The following is a 14,554-nucleotide window of genomic DNA, read 5'->3' as shown; positions in this document are numbered from 1 at the left end:
ACGGTCCGTATGCTTTGGCCCACGAGGCCCGACGAGGTGAAGACATGCTCCGAGAACGGCGTCACCGAGGTTTTACCATCATCGAAATCATGGTGGTGGTGGTCATCATCGGGATGTTGGCCACCCTGGTCATCCCCCGGGTCATCGGTCGGGGCGACGATGCGAAGCGCACCGCCGCGCAGGTGCAGATCAAGGAGGTCGAGCAGGCCCTGGACCTCTACCACCTGGACAACGGTTCCTACCCCACCCAGGATCAGGGACTGGACGCCCTGGTCTCCAAGCCCAGCCTGCCCCCGGAACCCATGAACTACCGCAGCGGGGGCTACCTGAAGAAGGTCCCCAACGATCCCTGGGGACGCCCCTTCATCTACCGCATGCCCGGAGACCACGGGGAATTCGACCTCCTCTCCTACGGCCCCGACGGCCAGGAGGGCGGGGAGGACAAAAACAAGGACATCACCAACTGGGACTAGGCGTCCCTCCCGAAGCTCCTTTCTGGGCCAGTGCTTCCCCCCCGGAAGCCCTGGCCCTCTTCGTGTGAAAGGATGGATCCCATGAGCGAACCGGCCCTGGACACCTCCGCCCCGCCCCGAAGCCCCCTGCTGCGTCCCTTCGCCCCCCACGTCCCCCTGATCCTCTACGGCCTCCTGGTGACGGCCTACTTCTTCTCCAACTTCTTCCGCATCTCCGCGGCGGTGCTGCTGCCCCGCCTGGCGGTGGAGCTGGGCATGACCGCCGCCGCCACGGGCTTCATCTCCAGCCTCTTCTTCTACACCTACGGGGCGGTGCAGCCCCTGTGCGGCGCCCTGAACGACCGGTTCGGCCCCCTGAAGGTGGGAGGGATCGGCATGGGCATCTGCGCCCTGGGAGTGGGGCTCTTCCTGGTGGCGGACACCCCCTTCCTCCTGGGCACCGCCCGGCTCCTCACGGGACTGGGGGTGGCGCCCATCTTCTCCGGGGTCCTGGTGCACCAGGCCAACGCCCTCCCCCGGGAGCGCTACGCCGCCTTCACGGGCATCACCGTAGCGGTGGGCAATCTGGGGGCGGTGGTCTCCGTGGCCCCCCTGGGGACCGCCCTGGACGCCTGGGGACGGGGGCCCGTGTTCGCCGCCCTCACCCTGGTGAGCCTGGCCCTGGGGGGCTTCTTCTTCCTGACACGCCGGGACGACCCGGTGGTGCTGCACCACCAGAGGCAGGACGCCTCCGCCCCGGTCCCCCTCCTGGAGGGGCTCACCCTGGGCTTCCGGATCCTGGCCCGATCCCGGAGCATCCGGGTGGCCACCCTCATCTGGGCTTCCCTGGTGGGGGCACTGCTCTCCCTCCAGGGCCTCTGGGGTGTGGCCTGGTTCGAGACCGCCTACGGCTGTTCCCCCGCCCAGGCCCGCTTCTGGGCCACCCTCCTGGGGGTGGGCATGATGGCGGGGACCCTGTGGGGGGGCCGGGTGGCTGCCCGAGGGGGCGGACGGGTGGGGGTCTTCGCCCGCACCTGCGCCGCCGTGGGGGGCACCTGGGTGCTCTTCTGGGCCTGCATGGCCCTGCGCCTGCCCCTGTGGGTCTCCGGGGTCGCGGGGGGGCTCATCGGCGTGACCACCGGCGTGGCGGTGATCCTCTGCAACGCCGCCCTGAACGACCTGGTGGGACGGGAGCGCATCGGCTCCCTCCTGGGGACGGCGAACCTGACGGTCTTCGTCTCGGTGATCCTGTGCCAGTGGGGCACCGGGGCCGTCCTGGGGCTTCTGCCCGGGGCAAGGCCGGGGCTGTACCATCCCGGAGGATTCCTGCTCTCCTACGGGGTGCTCATCGGCCTTCTGTTCCTATGCTTCCTCCCCCTGCGGACCGTCCGGTCCTTCAAGGACGAGACGGTCTGATGACGCAGGCGGGCGGAGCCTGAAAGCCCCGCCCGCCTGCCCTTACGCTCGTTCCACCGGAACCTGGATCTCCGTTCGCAGCTCCTCGGGAGGCACCCGATCCGGGTCGTTCAGGTACTTGTCCCGCATGGGGCCAGCGAACCGGTAGCCCTGGGCGGGCACCCAGCCCAGGATCGCCTCGTAGGCTCCCCCGAGGGATTCGTAGGGCCCCACGTGGAGCAGCACCGCGAAGAGCCCCCCGGGAAGCTCCGCCACCTCGAACCCCTCCCCCGCCGTCGCGTCGGGCCCCACCTCGAAGGCCACCTCCACGGTGAACCGGTGGGGGTCGAAGGCCGGATCCGGGTACACCGCCAGGGCGTAGTCCCCCGTCACCTGCACCTTCCCCCGCTCCAGGCTCTGCCACAGCTCCCGGTAGCCCCGGCCCATGTCCTGACAGACCTCCGCCATGCTGGTGACGAACCGGGACCGGGCCACCCGGACCGGGTCCTGCGCACGGACCTCCACGTGGTACTCCATGGAAACGCCTCCTTCGCAAAAAAAGAATGGGGCCCCGCCGAGACGGGACCCCACAAATCTCCTTGATGTAAGCTATTCCGTCAATAGATTATCTGCCTGGAATCTACTTCACCACGACCTTCTTGATGGTCACGGGGGTGACGGGACGGTCGGAGCCGTCGGTCTTCGTTTTGCCGATCTTCTTCACCACGTCCATCCCCGAGACCACCTTGCCGAAGATGGCGTGGTGCCCGTCCAGCCAGGGAGTGGGCACCAGGGTGATGAAAAATTGGGAGCCCCCGGTGTTGGGACCCGCGTTGGCCATGGAGAGGATCCCCGGGGCGTCGTGCTTCAGCCCGGGGCCGAACTCGTCGGGGATGGTGTACCCCGGGCCGCCGGTGCCCGTGCCCGTAGGGTCCCCGCCCTGGATCATGAACTTGTCGATGACCCGGTGGAAGATCACCCCGTCGTAGAAGCCCTTCTTCGCCAGGGTCTCGAAGTTCTTCGCCGTCTTGGGGGCCTTGTCGGCGAAAAGCTCCACGGTGAACTTCCCCAGGGAGGTCTCGAAGGTGGCGGTGGGGTTAGGCTTGGCATCCGCCTCCGCCCCAAGAGGCAGCAGAAAGAAGGTCAGGGCAAGAAAGGGAAGCAGCAGTCTCATGGTGGGTTTCCTCCTCTTCAACAAAAGGGATGGGCCGGGGCTAGGCCTCCGGCGTCTGGGCCACGGCTCCGCAGGACGGACAGAACCGGTCCGCCGGGTCCAGCTTGCCGCCGCACTGGGTGCAGTGTCGGGCCTGGGAGATCTTGCCTCCGCACTGGGGGCAGAACCTCACCTTCCGGGGCAGGGCCGCCCCGCAGGACGGACAGGTGGCGCGGATGCCCTCCCGCCACTCCTCCTCGGAGAGGTGCTTGTCCTCCTCCGCCATCTGGGCGTGGGCCCAGACCTCCTCCACCGCCTTGCTGGACTGGGCCGCCGCCATCTCCACCCCCAGATCGGGGGCGCAGCTCTTGCACAGCCCCTTCCGCTCGTTCCAGCAGCCGGAGCGGCAGACCCAGGCCTGGCAGCGGGGGCACTGGACGAACTCCCCCTGCACCTCGCGACAGGCCTCCTGAAAGGCCGCGTCGTGGGCCCGCTTCCAGGCGGCGGAGCGCACCCGGTCTCCCACGTCCGCGGCGCTGGAGAAAAGCCCCCCCAAGAGACTGGACGCCGCGTCCAGCACCCCCGAAGCCATCCCCAGGGCGCTGGTCTGGAAGGACGAGCGCACGGCGGTGCCGCACCGGTCGCAAACGAACTCGAACTGGAACCCCTGGTCGGTGCTCAGGTCGCTGCTGTTTCGGGCAAAGGAAAACTTCTCGGCCATGGACGTCTCCCCTCCGTCGAGATGATCCCGCCCGGGCGTCGCCCGGGCCACCGGCCCATTGTGCCCCGTGGAAGGCGAAGGGGCAAGGAGGGGGGAGAAGGCCCGAGAAATTTAGAAAAACTTTGGATAAACGCAAAGGGAAAAACTGAGCCCTTTGTCCTACTTGCGCAACAAGATCACGAAGAATAATATAATATCAAGCAGTCTATAGGGGGTACTTAAAAATGAACGCAATAGAACGGCGCTCTGGACGGCGCTCATGCGACTGAGCATCCATCTCATCCCCCGAAGCGGTCTCGAAGTCCGCCTCCCCAGGGCTTACCATCATTTCCTCCAATCCGCCGTGTACGGGTTGCTTTCCGAGGAGCTCGCGGATTTCCTGCATGGCCCGGGGTTCCTCTACGAGAAGCGGTCCTTTCGACTCTTCGTCTTTTCCACCCTCCGCAGCCCCCGACCTCCCCGCAGCATGGGGAAGGACATCCTGCTCTTCGATCCTCCCCTTTCTTTCATCCTGTCCTCTCCCGTCCTGGACATCCTGGAAGACTGTGCCCAGGGGCTTCTTGCAGGCAGATCCCTCCGCCTGGGAAACAATGATCTGGTCTGCTCTGGGGTGGAGGTGGCGGCCCCCAAGACGACGGGAACCCGCCTTCGCCTGCACACCTGCTCCCCCATTACTTGTTATTCAACATTAAAAAAACAAGACGGGCAACCCTACGCGGTGTACTACGAACCCCAAGAAACCACCTTCGCGGAGCAGATCACCGCCAACCTCCGGAAGAAGCACGCCGCCCTGCGCGGCGCCTCCTTCCCTTTGACTCTCCCCCTCTCAGGAGAAGAAGAAACCCCATCCCCCCAAACACCTTTCCCCCTCGACGTTTCGGTCCCCCTGCGTTTCCGCCCCGCCGGGAAGGTACACCGTGTCACAGGTCGGTTCTCTCCCCGAGACACCTTCCTCATCAAGGGATGGGAGGGCACGTTTCTTTTGGAGGGCCCGACGGAACTGCTGCAGCTGGCCCTGGACGCGGGTCTGGGGGCCAAGAACTCCAGCGGCTGGGGTTGCGTGGAGCTTGCGGAGGAGGTGAACGCCTGACCCGTGCATTCGTGGACCTGTTGATTGCCTGATACAAGGAGGAATCGACCATGGGAATGCTGAATGCGCTTCTGGACATCGGAAAGGCCCTGGGCGGAGACGAACTAGAGTGCGCCACCAAGATGCCCATGGCTGAGGGCACGGAAATCCAGATTTGGCTGGACGTGGAGGACCCCGCCGCACGCCCCCTGAACGTTCTGGGGGTCCACAGGGTGACGTTGGCGGATGTGGATCCCCGCAACAAATCCCGTTATCTATATCGAGACACGGAGGGGTCGAACTTCTCCTACTGCTACTCCTCGGTGGTGCGGATGCAGAAGAAAGAGCTGAACTTCGACGAAGCCTATCTGAAGAAACTGGAAACGAAGGTTCTCAAGGAATTCGAGACACCCCTTACCACCCCTACCGAATCTTCAGCTTCGGAAGGAACGTTTCAGGTTTTTCAGTCGGGAAGCATCCCGCGCATCCTGACAGGACTCCGGCAACACCGGGACGAGCTGGCCCTGTTGGGCAAGGATGCCTTGGATGCGGCCAAACGGGACAAGAAGACCGCTTCCTTCCTCCTGGTCTTCGGTATCCGATCGGGAGAGCGATTCCTTTACCCGGGCGATACTCCCGTAAACGCGCTCTTCTCCGATTATTTCTGGGCCAAGCTGGGGGTGGTTCTCTCCAAGGGCAAAGAAGCGCGGTGTTCCCTTTGCGGCCAAGAGGAGAAACACGCGGTCAACCTGAACCAGGTCTTCGCCTTCGCCACCTTCGACAAGGAAAGTTTTCTGCCGGGAATCCGCAACATGCCGGGAACCCCGGAGAAGGTCTTTCCTCTGTGCCGAGAATGCCTCCGCTGGTTGAGCCGGGGCAAAGATCACGGGGATACCCTTTTCCGGGAGGACCGCATGGCCTATCCCTTGCATCTCACCGTAATCCCGGAACTCTTCGGTAGCGGCCCCTCCATGGGACGTCGTCCCCTTGAGCGCAAAACGAAGGACTTTCTCAATACCGGCCTGACCAACGCTCCGGGGCTTTTCGAGGCCCTTCTGGATCAGGATGATGTTTTGGTGTACCACTTCCTTTTCTGGGAACAGATCCAGGCACAGGAACGCATCCACCTGATGGCGGAAGACGTCCCCCCCCTGCGCCTGACCCAACTGCTCCATGCCTGGAGACGATCCTGCCGCATGTTCCCAGAAACGCAACGCCCCAGCGCAACGATGTCCCCCGAAGAGAAACAAAGTCTTTCCGCAGGCATGCGCTTCGTCTTCGGCGTTCTGGGTTCTTTCGCGGGAAAGAGCAAGCAGGATCAGACGGCGATGCGGGATCTGGCCCTGGCGGTGACGGGCAAGCTCCTCCAGGACGAGCCAGTGGACCTGGGGCTGATCAAAGGGATCGTCTGCGCCCGTCTCCCGGGGCTGCTGAAGGACCCCAACAAACCGATGAAGGATAAAATTCCTCCCGTCCGCAGGGCAGAGCGGTTGGTGGATTTTCTTGCCCGGGTGAACCAGGAGCACTTCGGACAACGCGGCAACCATGGAGAGGAGGAAATCGACGTGCAGGACGAAACGATGCGCCCCGAGGAGACGGCAGATGTTCTGAAGACGACACCCCGTAAACACGTAAGAGAAGCAATGGAGGAGATGCTGAAGGGTTTCGCCGATCCCTACCTGCAGGAACCCTTCGGACAGGGGGTGTTTCTCGCTGGAGTGGTTCTGGGGGTCTTCGCCCGCGAACAGGTGGGCAAAGGCGGAGATCTGGGATCGGCACCCCTCTTCAAACAACTCAACTTCGGCCGACTTCGCCGAAGGGATCTTCAAGGACAATTGGGACGGTTACCCGGCCTGGTTCACCAGTACCGAGTACCCCATGCGGGAGCCATCCAATCCCTGGCGGGAGAGGTAACCCGTCTCCTCCTGGAGGGAACCCCCAAGGAGCTGGGGGAAGAAGGGAACTTCGCCTTCGCCGCCGGCTTCCTCTCGGCAACGGGTTACTTTTGGCGATGCTTCGGCAAAACGGCACCTCAGGAAGAAACAGCCGATGCAATGTCTCCGGGAGAGGAAACCCCTACGAATACGGAAGGGGAGGAAGAAAACGGGGAGAACGCTTAAACGGCTGAGCAGAATCCCTTGAGATCCGAACCGAAAATACCGAGAGCAGCAAACAACCACCACAAGGAGGAATGAGAAACCATGGCGTTTACGGGACGCAGGGAGCTTTATTTCGCCTACACTGTGAAGGACGCAAACCCCAACGGAGATCCCCTCAACGCGAACCACCCCCGCTACGACGAAGACACGGAGCAGATCCTGGTCTCCGATGTGCGGGTCAAGCGTACCGTGCGGGATCAGTGGATTCGGGAGGGGAAAATCGTCTTCGTGGACGGGGAGAAGAACACCCTCAAGGAACGAGTGGAGGCCCTTCGAATGACCTTCAACTCCCCACAGGGCAAGGACCTTCTGGAACAGTGCATCGACACGCGCCTCTTCGGCGTGACCTTCGCTTTGGGCAAAGAGGCCTTCTCCTGGACCGGACCGGTACAGTTCAAGTGGGGCCGGTCTCTTCACCGGGCCAAGGTGGAGATGGCACAGGGGACGGCAGCCTTCGCCACCAAAGAGGAAAGCGCACAGCGTTCCTTCCGCAACGAGTACCGGGTTCCCTTCTGCCTGCTGGGGGTCTACGGCATCGCCAACCAGTACCCCTCCCGGGAAACCGGCGCCACCGAGGAAGACCTGAACGCCCTGACGGAAGGACTCTGGAAGGGCACCGCCAATCTCATCACCCGCAGCAAGATGGAACACCGCCCCCGGTTGCTCCTGGAGATCCGCTACCGCGATGGCTTCGACGGGGCCATCGGTTCCCTGGATGAAAAAGTCCGGCTGGTGCACCGTCAAGGAGGCCTCCTCTCCGAGGACGAACAGCGGAACCTGCGCTCCCTGGACGGACTTGCCCTGGACATGGGGGAAATCGGGAAACGCCTGGAATCCCTCAACTCCCAGGTGGCCTCGGTGAAGGTTCTGCGGGATGATGCCATCGCCCTGACCGGCTGGGATGGGACGGACACCTTGAAGGAACGTTATACCGAAGAAACGAGGTGATCCGTCATGGCCGCCGTCTTCGAGGTGCGGGGCGGGCTTGCCCTGTTCCGCAAAGGGTACACCACCACCTCCTCCGTCTCCTTTCCCCTGCCTCCCCCCACGGCTCTGGGGGGGCTCGTCGCCGCGATCCTGGGGATCGACTCGGGCGCTTCCGCCCGGGGAGAGCAGGCGCTCTATTGGGACCACCTCGCGGGAAACCGGGTGGCCCTGCGGATTCTGGAACCCCTTCGGTATTTCCGGGGGTCCCTCAACTTCTGGAACGTCAAGGACCCCCAGAAGAACACCCACGTCCAGGTGAAGCACCAGTTCCTCAAAAACGTGGGCTACCGCATTTACCTCGAGGGCCCTTTGGAGGAACCGCTGGAGGAGATCCTCTCCCGAGGGGGATTCCGCTACACCCCCTACCTGGGAGTGGCCTACGCCCTGGGGGACCTGCGCTGGATCGGGCGATGGCCCAAGGAGGATCTACCCACCGGTCCCGTGCAGGTGTCCTCGGTGGTGCCGGAGGCGGAAGATCTGGTCTTCGACGTGCTCGCCTCGGGGGGTGCCTTTCGGGAGATCCTGCCCTACCGGATGACCCGGGAACGGGGTCTTGCGGACAGTCTGTCCGTATACTTCTCCCCCCATCCCGACCAAGCTTTGGTACTGAAGGAAAGGGGCAAAGCCGATGTGGCCCGATGCGGATCTGACATCGTGGCTTTCTTCCCTCCCTGGTGACATCTGGAGCCACCCCGGCCGCCCTCTGGCGGAACACCTAGAAGGCACCGCCGCCCTGGCGGAGGCGCTCCGCCTCCGCCAGGGCGGCGAGGTGGAGGCACGGTCGCTCCGGCGGCTTTGCCTTGTGCACGACCTGGGCAAGATCCATCGACACTTCCAGGCATACTTGCGAGGCATGGGGAAAGGCATTCCCCACGCGGAGCCTTCGACATGGTTTCTGCTGACCCTGCTCCTAGAGGGAAACGAGAAGGACGTCTCTTCCTTGGAAGCGATCCGGTGCCACCATACCCGGACGCATCCCCGAGAGGGCGCAGAGACTTACTGGACAAATCAGCTTGCCTCCGCAAACCTTAGAACGCTAACCCGAAAAATAGAAGAAACTCTTGGACACTCCTCCAGACCGTGGCCTTTCTCCTTGCCCGAAAAGGCAGCCGCAGCATTTAAAAAAAAGCTACTCCTGGAAGGCGGCGAAGATCTGGAGAGCGAATGGCTCCGTTACCGCATGCTCCTCTCCCTGTTGGTGACCGCGGACCGGATGGACGCCCTGGGGGTACGCTCCCTGGAATCCCTTCCCCTGGCTCCCACCACAATCCCTCTCCCCGAACCGCGGCGGGAACTGGACCAGTGGCGGCGGGAGACCCACCGGGACTGCCTCGAACAGGCCACCCAAACCTTCAAGGGGCCTGGAATCTACTCCCTCTCCCTGCCCACCGGTGCCGGCAAGACCCGCATCGGCCTGGACATCGCCCTCGCCTATGCTCAGCGGATCGGGGCAGCCAACCTGGTTTACGCCCTTCCCTTCATCGCCATCGTGGAGCAGAACGCCGCCGTGGCCCGGGGGCTTTACGGACCCGAGGCGGTGCAGGAGGACCACAGCCTTCTGGAAACCAAGAGACCCCGTCAAGACAGGAAGGTCGATTCGGAGGACGAAGGGAGTCCCCTGCGCCGGATGCTCTCCAGTTTCCGCTATTGGAACGCTCCGGTGACGGTGACCACCTTCGCCCACCTCTGGGAGGCCCTCTTCGACCGCCGCGCCAACGGAGCCATGGACTTCCATCGTCTGGCACACGCCGTGGTAATCCTGGACGAGGTGCAGAGCATTCCTCCCCAACTCTGGGGAGATTTCGGCAAGGTCATGGAGCTTCTGGTGGAAAAACAGCACACCACCTTCCTCCTCCTCACCGCCACCCAGCCCCGCATCGTTCCGGGGGCGGTGGAACTGGCGCCGAAGCACCGACACACCCTCCCGGCCCTGCGACACCGTTACCGCGTCTTCGGAGGGAAACGCTCCATCGAGGACTTGCCCCACCTGTTGGAGGGTTTTCTGGACGATCCCGCCTCCTCAGGGCTTGTGGTGTGCAACACCAAGAAAAGCGCCTTGGCGGCCTACGACTTGATCCGATCCTTGGAGGAACACCGGGCTCCCGCAGAAAAGGACGGAAAACCCCAGAAGCGCAAAGTCTTATTCCTGTCCCGTTGGATGACCCCGGCACACCGAGCCCTCACGCTGCGCATCCTGCGACGGATGGAACGGGCGGGTACCCCTCGTCTCCTGGTGGCCACCCAGGTAGTGGAAGCGGGGGTGGACCTGGACTTCCACTGGGTCTTTCGGGATCTGGGACCGTTGGATTCCATCGTTCAGGTGGCGGGACGATGCAACCGCCACGCTCGTCCCGATTTCGTCGGAACCGTTCTGATCGCGGAACTGGAGAACGACAGAGGAAAATCCTTCTCCTCCTTCGTCTACTCCCCCATCCTGCTGGGGCACAGCCGACATTTTCTGGGGGGAAATCAGACGACCCTGTCGGATCAGCGGTTCGACGAACCGGAAATGCCGGAACGGGTGCAACACTACTTCGACGGGGTTGCGGAAAACATCAAGCAAGGCGACTTGTGGTCCGGCATCCAGGAGGGAACGTGGGACTGCCTGCCGGACCTTTACGAAGAGCGCCGGCAGGAGGACCTGGTGACGGTCTACGTGGAGAGAAACGGTCGCCCCCGACAGGATCTGACAGAGCTGGAGACCCTGGACAAAGGTCTGGAGACCCTGGACCGAAGACGCTACCTGGCAAGGCGCCTCCGCCAATGGGCCATCCAGGTATCCCGGGAGGAGCTTCGTCGCTGGGAAACCGCGCTGGGCAGCAATTTCTGGGGCGAGACACCGACACTCCTGGAGACCCTATCGGAAGACGCGGTGCTTCTGCCGCGCTCGGAGTGCCGCACCTGGGCGACCTGGGAAGAGGAACGCGCCCATCCCTATGGCCGCGCCGGGTTCCGGGTGGCCGAAACCCGGCGCGACGAGGATTGGCCTGACCTATGACCACCCTTGTGAGCTATTCCGAACCCCCTCGCATCGGCGGCACCCTGGTCTGGTATGCCGCCATCTGTTCTCGCCAAGTGTGGCTCATGGCCCGGGGAGTGGAGCCGGACCGACGGGACGAACTGCTCCGCTTGGGGCGCCTGAACGACCGAGAGACCTACGTCCGAGACCGCCACGACATCGTTTTCGGGGATAACCGCTTCGACATCCTCCGGGAGGAGGGCGGCGCCCTGGTGGTGGCGGAGGTGAAGAAAAGCTCCCGCAGTCTCGACGCAGCCCGGCTCCAACTGGGCCATTACCTTTATGAACTGGAAAAACAGGGGCAACACGCCAAGGGACTGCTGCTCTTTCCGAAGGAACGGCGCCGAGAGGAGGTGCTCCTGGACGACCCCCTTCGTCGGCGGTTGGACGAACTCTACACGGCCATCGCCGCCATCGCGGAGGTCCAAGATCCCCCGCCGCGAAAGCGATGTTCCTATTGTCGATCCTGCGCCTATGCCGAATGGTGCTGGAGCTGAAAAACGGAACCGGCCAGAGCATCAGGAAGGAAGGGACTTCATGGGACGCACGCTCTATCTTCTTTCCTCCGGAGAACTGAAGCGCAAGGACAACACCATTGTCGTGGAGGGCGACGCCGGACGACGGTTCGTGCCCGTGGAGACCACCGACGAAATTCTCGTCTTCGGGGAAGTGACCCTGAACAAACGCTTCCTCGAATTTGCCACGCAGACCCAGCTGATCCTGCACTTCTTCAACCACCACGGCTACTATCAGGGAAGCTACTATCCCCGGGAACACCTCAACGCCGGAGCGGTCATCGTGGCCCAAGTCAAGGCGTATCTGGACGACTCCGCGCGGTTGGACCTGGCGGGCCGCTTCGTGCGAGGCGCTCTCGCCAACATGGAAAAAGTGCTTGTCTACTATGGCAACCGCAAGGAAGACCCGGTCCAAAAACAGACCCTGCAAAACTCCCTAGCGGCGGTGCAACGGTTCCGGGAGAACCTGAACGATGCCGGCGACGTGGGGCAGGTCATGGCCTTCGAAGGCAATGCCAGAGAAGCCTACTACGGAGCCTTCGACGCCATCGTGGAGGACGATCGGTTTCTCTTCGAATCCCGCACCCGGCGTCCCCCCGGAAACCGCATGAACGCCCTCATCAGCTTCTGCAACACCCTTTGCTACGTGTCAGTGCTCTCTCAGATTTACCGGACCCATTTGGACCCGCGCATCGCTTACCTGCACGAGACCAATTTCCGCAGGTTCAGCCTCAACCTGGATCTTTCGGAAATTTTCAAACCTCTGCTGGTAGACCGAGTCATTTTCTCCCTGCTCAACCGCAGGGCGCTCCAGGTGAAACACTTTTCCGAAACGGGGAATGGGGTGTTTCTCACAGAAGGAGGTCGGGAGATCGTCCTCAAAACCTGGGAGGAACGCCTTCAGGGAACCATCGACCACCCCACGCTGAACCGCAAGGTGAGCTACCGCACCCTTCTTCGCATGGAAGCCTACAAACTGGAGAAACACATCCTGGGCGACCAGCCCTACGAAGCCTTCGCTTCGCGATGGTGAACCGTGTTCGTCCTCATGGTCTATGATGTGGGGGAAAAGCGGGTGAACAAGGCGCTGAAGGTGGGAAGGCGCTACCTTTCCTGGGTCCAGAACTCCGTCTTCGAAGGAGAGCTTTCTCCGGCCCTTTACCAGCAGCTCAAGGCGGACATGGGGCACCTGCTCGACAAAACCCACGACAGCGTGATCTTCTACACATGGCGCACCGAACGATACAGCACCCGTGAGATTTTGGGGCAGGAGCGCGGCACGGGAGATCCGTTCCTCTGATCTCCCCATGGGGTGTGTGCCTCGTCGACCTCCGATCATGCAGAAACCCCAGGGGATCGACACCGAAGCCCTAGGGCTCCCACCCCCTTGCAGAACCTGGGATTCCTGCCTTACCATGCACCTTGACAATCGAACCTGCCCCATCTTCAGGGGCACAGGAGATCGTAGACACACCAAGCATCGCCAGCGGCTTCAAGCCTTCCTATGAGGTATGGAAACCGGCAACCACAACCGCAAGGGGTTGAGCCCTTCCAGCTTCAAGCCTTCCTATGAGGTATGGAAACTCTTGTCCATGGAGGGTTTCCCTGTCAGGACCTCTCGCTTCAAGCCTTCCTATGAGGTATGGAAACTACGAGGCAAGAAGCCGCATGTCTGCGACTGGTGTGGCTTCAAGCCTTCCTATGAGGTATGGAAACTACAAGAAGGACAAGGGGGGGCTTCTGCCCCCCCTGCTTCAAGCCTTCCTATGAGGTATGGAAACCTGCCAAAGACGCGTTGGCGAAGGTCAGGGGGATGGCTTCAAGCCTTCCTATGAGGTATGGAAACCTGCCAAAGACGCGTTGGCGAAGGTCAGGGGGATGGCTTCAAGCCTTCCTATGAGGTATGGAAACTAGCCGCGGCTCACGGGTGACCCCTCCTTTCCGCCGGCTTCAAGCCTTCCTATGAGGTATGGAAACAGGTTCCCGAAGGCAGCAGGCGACGTCTCGGAGAGGCTTCAAGCCTTCCTATGAGGTATGGAAACCTCATCCTCTGCAAGTCCCATCCGCTCTTTCGCCCTGCTTCAAGCCTTCCTATGAGGTATGGAAACGACTTTCGGGATAACTTCGTGGTTTCCGGGGACTTCGCTTCAAGCCTTCCTATGAGGTATGGAAACACGGGGCGGGTGTCGCCGGAGACCCACAGCCAGGTCCGCTTCAAGCCTTCCTATGAGGTATGGAAACACCGACTCGAAGAAGTCCAGGCACAGGGCGTCATTCGGCTTCAAGCCTTCCTATGAGGTATGGAAACGGGCAAAGAACTTGCAGATGATCCGCTTCTCTCGGGCTTCAAGCCTTCCTATGAGGTATGGAAACCCTTTCGGGGCACCCAAGCCCCTCTACGCCCCTCTGTGGCTTCAAGCCTTCCTATGAGGTATGGAAACCGATGAGGGTCACCTGACTCAGGTGACCGAGGAGATGCTTCAAGCCTTCCTATGAGGTATGGAAACTGTCGCGTCCCGGGCAAGGGACAACCCGCCCGGGCCGCTTCAAGCCTTCCTATGAGGTATGGAAACGCGTCCTTCATTCCCCGGAAGATGACCCGGGCCCCGCTTCAAGCCTTCCTATGAGGTATGGAAACCTCATGCACATGTGGTTTCCTCTCCTTTCAGCTCCGCTTCAAGCCTTCCTATGAGGTATGGAAACACCTGTGTGCCGCAGAGGACGTGGTTCTCCCCCCCTAGCTTCAAGCCTTCCTATGAGGTATGGAAACCTTCTGATTCCCGCCAGAGCCACCTTCGGTTCCATGCTTCAAGCCTTCCTATGAGGTATGGAAACTGGTAGGGGTGCCGCCCAGCCGCCAGCCAATACAGGCTTCAAGCCTTCCTATGAGGTATGGAAACATGGCGGCGGCCACCCCTAGCCGGAAAGCCCGTTCGCTTCAAGCCTTCCTATGAGGTATGGAAACTCCAGCAGAGACCGCATCCCCCTTCCCCCCTCGGCCGCTTCAAGCCTTCCTATGAGGTATGGAAACACGTGTCCCTCCTCGGTCCGGGGAAGACCGCTAGGCCAGCTTCAAGCCTTCCT

13 protein-coding genes, 1 pseudogene and 1 CRISPR repeat array (1 of these 15 cut by a window edge) are annotated in these 14,554 nt (G+C 62.2%); of the genes and pseudogenes, 11 read left to right on the top strand and 3 right to left on the bottom strand.

Features of this window, described 5'->3' with window-relative positions:
- The first annotated feature begins 44 nt into the window (after positions 1-44).
- Together gspG and APAU_RS01390 are read left to right on the top strand one after the other, a co-directional pair.
- Complete coding sequence (gspG, locus tag APAU_RS01395; protein ID WP_006299865.1) at positions 45-473, top strand: type II secretion system major pseudopilin GspG; 429 nt, start codon at positions 45-47, stop codon at positions 471-473.
- Between the two features lie 81 nt (positions 474-554).
- The gene (locus tag APAU_RS01390; protein WP_006299864.1) at positions 555-1,868 is read left to right on the top strand and encodes an MFS transporter; all 1,314 of its coding nucleotides are present in this window, start codon (positions 555-557) and stop codon (positions 1,866-1,868) included.
- A 42-nt stretch (positions 1,869-1,910) separates the two neighbouring features.
- On the opposite strand, the gene APAU_RS12365 is transcribed toward APAU_RS01390, so the two are convergent.
- From APAU_RS12365 to APAU_RS01375, 3 genes are all read right to left on the bottom strand, one after another.
- Positions 1,911-2,384 (bottom strand): GyrI-like domain-containing protein, encoded by a 474-nt coding sequence (locus tag APAU_RS12365; protein ID WP_006299863.1) that lies wholly within the window; start codon positions 2,382-2,384, stop codon positions 1,911-1,913.
- Positions 2,385-2,487: 103 nt separating this feature from the next.
- On the bottom strand, positions 2,488-3,021 hold the full coding sequence (locus APAU_RS01380) for a peptidylprolyl isomerase (protein ID WP_006299862.1): 534 nt from the start codon (positions 3,019-3,021) through the stop codon (positions 2,488-2,490).
- 40 nt (positions 3,022-3,061) lie between these two features.
- Positions 3,062-3,721 (bottom strand): zinc ribbon domain-containing protein, encoded by a 660-nt coding sequence (locus APAU_RS01375; protein ID WP_006299861.1) that lies wholly within the window; start codon positions 3,719-3,721, stop codon positions 3,062-3,064.
- A gap of 259 nt (positions 3,722-3,980) precedes the next feature.
- Here APAU_RS01375 and APAU_RS12360 point away from each other — a divergent pair, with 259 nt between their 5' ends.
- From APAU_RS12360 to cas2, 9 genes and pseudogenes are all read left to right on the top strand, one after another.
- Complete coding sequence (locus APAU_RS12360) at positions 3,981-4,811, top strand: CRISPR-associated endoribonuclease Cas6 (RefSeq protein ID WP_006299860.1); 831 nt, start codon at positions 3,981-3,983, stop codon at positions 4,809-4,811.
- Positions 4,812-4,861: 50 nt separating this feature from the next.
- The gene (locus APAU_RS12845) at positions 4,862-6,910 is read left to right on the top strand and encodes a TM1802 family CRISPR-associated protein (protein ID WP_006299859.1); all 2,049 of its coding nucleotides are present in this window, start codon (positions 4,862-4,864) and stop codon (positions 6,908-6,910) included.
- An 81-nt stretch (positions 6,911-6,991) separates the two neighbouring features.
- Positions 6,992-7,897: a type I-B CRISPR-associated protein Cas7/Csh2 gene (cas7b, locus tag APAU_RS01360; RefSeq protein WP_006299858.1), complete on the top strand. Its 906-nt coding sequence runs from the start codon at positions 6,992-6,994 to the stop codon at positions 7,895-7,897.
- 6 nt (positions 7,898-7,903) lie between these two features.
- Entirely contained in the window at positions 7,904-8,614 is a 711-nt protein-coding gene (cas5b, locus tag APAU_RS01355) for a type I-B CRISPR-associated protein Cas5b (RefSeq protein ID WP_006299857.1), read from the top strand.
- Positions 8,565-9,095, top strand: a pseudogene (locus APAU_RS14845) (CRISPR-associated endonuclease Cas3''); the annotation flags it as partial. The gene cas5b and the pseudogene APAU_RS14845, both read left to right, overlap by 50 nt.
- Positions 9,096-9,116: 21 nt before the next feature.
- A complete protein-coding gene (gene cas3 / locus APAU_RS01350; RefSeq protein ID WP_040344811.1) occupies positions 9,117-10,934 on the top strand; it encodes a CRISPR-associated helicase Cas3' in 1,818 nt (605 codons plus the stop codon).
- The gene (gene cas4 / locus APAU_RS01345) at positions 10,931-11,452 is read left to right on the top strand and encodes a CRISPR-associated protein Cas4 (RefSeq protein ID WP_006299855.1); all 522 of its coding nucleotides are present in this window, start codon (positions 10,931-10,933) and stop codon (positions 11,450-11,452) included. Before cas3 ends, cas4 begins: the two co-directional genes overlap by 4 nt.
- Positions 11,453-11,492: 40 nt before the next feature.
- Positions 11,493-12,503, top strand: a complete 1,011-nt coding sequence (cas1b, locus tag APAU_RS01340; protein ID WP_006299854.1) for a type I-B CRISPR-associated endonuclease Cas1b — start codon at positions 11,493-11,495, stop codon at positions 12,501-12,503.
- 15 nt (positions 12,504-12,518) lie between these two features.
- Complete coding sequence (gene cas2 / locus APAU_RS01335; protein WP_006299853.1) at positions 12,519-12,770, top strand: CRISPR-associated endonuclease Cas2; 252 nt, start codon at positions 12,519-12,521, stop codon at positions 12,768-12,770.
- Positions 12,771-12,959: 189 nt separating this feature from the next.
- Positions 12,960-14,554: direct repeats of the CRISPR family, unit length 30 nt; unit sequence GCTTCAAGCCTTCCTATGAGGTATGGAAAC (it continues 3,244 nt past the right edge of the window).

The sequence above is a fragment of the Aminomonas paucivorans DSM 12260 genome (assembly GCF_000165795.1).
Lineage (GTDB): Bacteria > Synergistota > Synergistia > Synergistales > Synergistaceae > Aminomonas > Aminomonas paucivorans.
This window is presented reverse-complemented; position numbering and strand designations above follow the sequence as displayed.

Bases quoted from the DNA above. Each gene is read 5' to 3' on its own strand.
- APAU_RS12360 (WP_006299860.1), top strand. From the start codon at position 3,981: ATGCGACTGAGCATCCATCTCATCCCCCGAAGCGGTCTCGAAGTCCGC.
- APAU_RS01375 (WP_006299861.1), bottom strand. From the start codon at position 3,721: ATGGCCGAGAAGTTTTCCTTTGCCCGAAACAGCAGCGACCTGAGCACC.
- APAU_RS01390 (WP_006299864.1), top strand. From the start codon at position 555: ATGAGCGAACCGGCCCTGGACACCTCCGCCCCGCCCCGAAGCCCCCTG.
- cas3 (WP_040344811.1), top strand. From the start codon at position 9,117: ATGCTCCTCTCCCTGTTGGTGACCGCGGACCGGATGGACGCCCTGGGG.
- APAU_RS01380 (WP_006299862.1), bottom strand. From the start codon at position 3,021: ATGAGACTGCTGCTTCCCTTTCTTGCCCTGACCTTCTTTCTGCTGCCT.
- cas4 (WP_006299855.1), top strand. From the start codon at position 10,931: ATGACCACCCTTGTGAGCTATTCCGAACCCCCTCGCATCGGCGGCACC.
- cas5b (WP_006299857.1), top strand. From the start codon at position 7,904: ATGGCCGCCGTCTTCGAGGTGCGGGGCGGGCTTGCCCTGTTCCGCAAA.
- cas2 (WP_006299853.1), top strand. From the start codon at position 12,519: ATGGTCTATGATGTGGGGGAAAAGCGGGTGAACAAGGCGCTGAAGGTG.
- APAU_RS12845 (WP_006299859.1), top strand. From the start codon at position 4,862: ATGGGAATGCTGAATGCGCTTCTGGACATCGGAAAGGCCCTGGGCGGA.
- cas7b (WP_006299858.1), top strand. From the start codon at position 6,992: ATGGCGTTTACGGGACGCAGGGAGCTTTATTTCGCCTACACTGTGAAG.
- cas1b (WP_006299854.1), top strand. From the start codon at position 11,493: ATGGGACGCACGCTCTATCTTCTTTCCTCCGGAGAACTGAAGCGCAAG.
- APAU_RS12365 (WP_006299863.1), bottom strand. From the start codon at position 2,384: ATGGAGTACCACGTGGAGGTCCGTGCGCAGGACCCGGTCCGGGTGGCC.
- gspG (WP_006299865.1), top strand. From the start codon at position 45: ATGCTCCGAGAACGGCGTCACCGAGGTTTTACCATCATCGAAATCATG.